The sequence below is a fragment of the Pedobacter sp. 01T416_2 genome (assembly GCF_056398925.1).
Window position 1 is genome coordinate 1 of the sequence record NZ_JBFTQI010000757.1, and the last position, 2800, is coordinate 2800.

General features: G+C 36.5%; 2 protein-coding genes. Both read left to right on the forward strand.

Annotated features, from left to right (window positions below):
- Positions 1 to 2352, forward strand: a 2352-nt coding sequence (locus AC1DPQ_RS23625; RefSeq protein ID WP_477611059.1) for an RHS repeat domain-containing protein, incomplete at its 5' end; no start/stop codon positions are given.
- 4 nt (positions 2353 to 2356) lie between these two features.
- Entirely contained in the window at positions 2357 to 2776 is a 420-nt protein-coding gene (locus AC1DPQ_RS23630; RefSeq protein WP_477611060.1) for a hypothetical protein, read from the forward strand.
- The last annotated feature ends 24 nt before the right edge of the window (positions 2777 to 2800 follow it).

The window sequence follows — 2800 nt, forward strand, 5'->3', positions numbered from 1 at the left end:
GTCTACAATCCCCTTGATCAGCTTGTGTTTAGTCAGGACCCAAATTTAAGAGATACGGGCAAATGGTTATTTACTAAATATGATGCCTTTGGTAGGATAATTATTACAGGCACTTATGATAGTGGCTCTGATCGTGCAACTCTTCAAGATGCTGTAAATTCTCATGCCACAAACTTTGAGGAAGTAGCTGCAACGGGCATTGGCTATACAAACAATGCGCTTCCGCAATCTATTTCATATTACCATAGCATAAATTACTACGATAACTATAATTTTCCAAGCAATGGATTTGGTGCACCCTCAGCCAGTCAGGCTAGTGGCGATCGTKTAAATACACTATTAACTGCCAMAAAAACGACTGTACTTGGTACTGGAACTATGCTATTAACTGTTAATTATTATGATTTGGAGGGAAGAATCGTTCAACAGAAGAGTGAAGACTTGATGGGGGGAAGTGATGGAGTTAGTAAAACTTATAATTTTCAAAATGAGTTAAGATATCAGGCAAGAACTCATTTACTTTTAGGTGTGCAAACTGATATAAATAATGAATACAGATATGATCATCTGGGAAGAAAAACAGAAACCCYACAGCAGATCAGCACAAATGGCCTGGCGGGACAAAATATTACTTTAAGCAAAAATATTTACAACGAACTTGGGCAACTAACACAAAAGCAATTGAATGATAATTTGCAGCATACAGATTATTCTTACAATCAACGTGGATGGTTGAAGACCAGTACAAGCAATGAATTTTCACTTCAATTAACCTATAATGATGGTGTGATTCCACAATTTAATGGCAATATTTCCGGGCAGACGTATACAAATGGACAAAGTAATTCCTTTGAGTATAAATACGACAAACTAAATCGATTGGAAAAATCAACAGCAGGTAATAATTTAGGTGAAGAGATAAGTTACGATGTGATGGGCAATATCGTAAGTCTGAGAAGGGATAATTTTGGATTGAACAATTACAGCGGTTACAATGGAAATCGATTAACTAGTATATCGGGCTTCATTAATAGTAACTATGGATATGATAATAATGGTAATCTTAAAGTAGATACCCAAAAAGGCATTACTGATATAGAATATAATTTCCTCAATCTCCCAAGAGTTATTTCCGGATCACAGAGTATTACTTTTACTTATGACGCTAATGGCAATAAATTGAGAAAACAAAGTAGTTTAACTGGCGATCGTTATTATATAAATGGAATTGAATACGTTGGTGGAGCAATAGAACTTATTCATACTGAAGAGGGGGTGGCAAGAAATCAGAATGGCAATTATAGCTATGAATTTAATCTGCCTGATCATCTAGGTAATGTTAGAGCAACATTTTATAAGAACCCTAATAACCAATCTTTGGAGTTGTTACAAAGGGATGATTATTATGCATTTGGTTTACGTAAAGACCCCAAAACACTTGTATCTTCTAACGATAACAAGTATCTTTATAACGGTAAAGAGTTTCAGGATGATTTAAAGGAATACGATTATGGCGCCCGATTCTATGATCCGGCACTTGGAAGATGGAATGTAATAGATCCAATGGCTGAAAATGATCGGAAAACGAATCCTTACGCTTATGTTTTTAATAATCCCATAAATGTAACAGACCCTGATGGAATGTTTGGGGAACATAGGACCTGGGATGGGATTTGGCAGGCTTCAGAGGGTAAGGATGAGGACGCAGAATTATGGAAAGGCCTAAATTTTAGAATTCATGCAAGTAGTGTGATTGGACGAAATGATGGCTCGAACGATGCCCAATCTGCTGGTTTAGATCAACTTGAGGCTAGTTATCAAGCTCAGGTTACTGATAGAGGACCTAAGCCAAAGAAAAAAACTTCGGAGCAGATAGAAAAGGAGCATAAGACAGAGCTTAAAAAATATGGAAAGATTGTTGCTTACTCAGTCTTGGGCGCTTATTTCCAGACAGGTGAGGGAATTTCAGTGGAGTATGGAGAAATAATAACGGATAGTGGCTATGGACAACGTTATCGTACTATATCTGTTGGATGGGGAGTTGGAGGAGGAATAACTAGCGGCGGAGGTGCGATAATATCGAAAGGTGACTACGAAGCAACATTCAGTGATTGGTCCGGAGACAGTTTCGGAGGATCTGCGAGTTACTCTGTAGCTACCGTATCTTTAGCCTCTGCCAGTGCCTATTATACAATTGGCTTTGCTGTTGGGTTTTCGAGTAATTTAGGCGTTAAAATTAAAAGTAGCCCGAGTGCAAATATCAACATTACTACATTAGTTGGTAAGCCGTACAAGTTGCGAGATTATAGTGGCTTTTCAGGTAATTATATCAAAACAAATGGACAACACTAGATGGTTGGTTAGAGAGTATCAAATAAAAGGAACGCTGACAGAGTTAAAAGCTGTCAGCGAAATAATTTCAATTTTGCAGAAAAAGGGGTATACGATAACAAGCAATACCCCTTCATTAATCGCTTTTGAAAACAATAGATTGATACAGTTAAATACCAGTAGGACGAGAATTTCTGAGGGAAGGATTATTTTCGATCAAAAACTCGATGGATATTGCTTTATCTATATTGATAAACACTTTTATGATTTATTGATTTTAGGTATTACTGTAATATTGTTTACCTGTATAGCGGGTTGGATGGGTTTAATAGGAAGTTTGATTTTATCAATTATCGTATTTGGCTTTGCTTATTTCAATTATAAGAACGTTGTAGGTAAAGAATTCCTTAATGATTTAAAGCTAAATCCTGACTCAAACGTTTAATAATATTTTAGATCTCATACGACC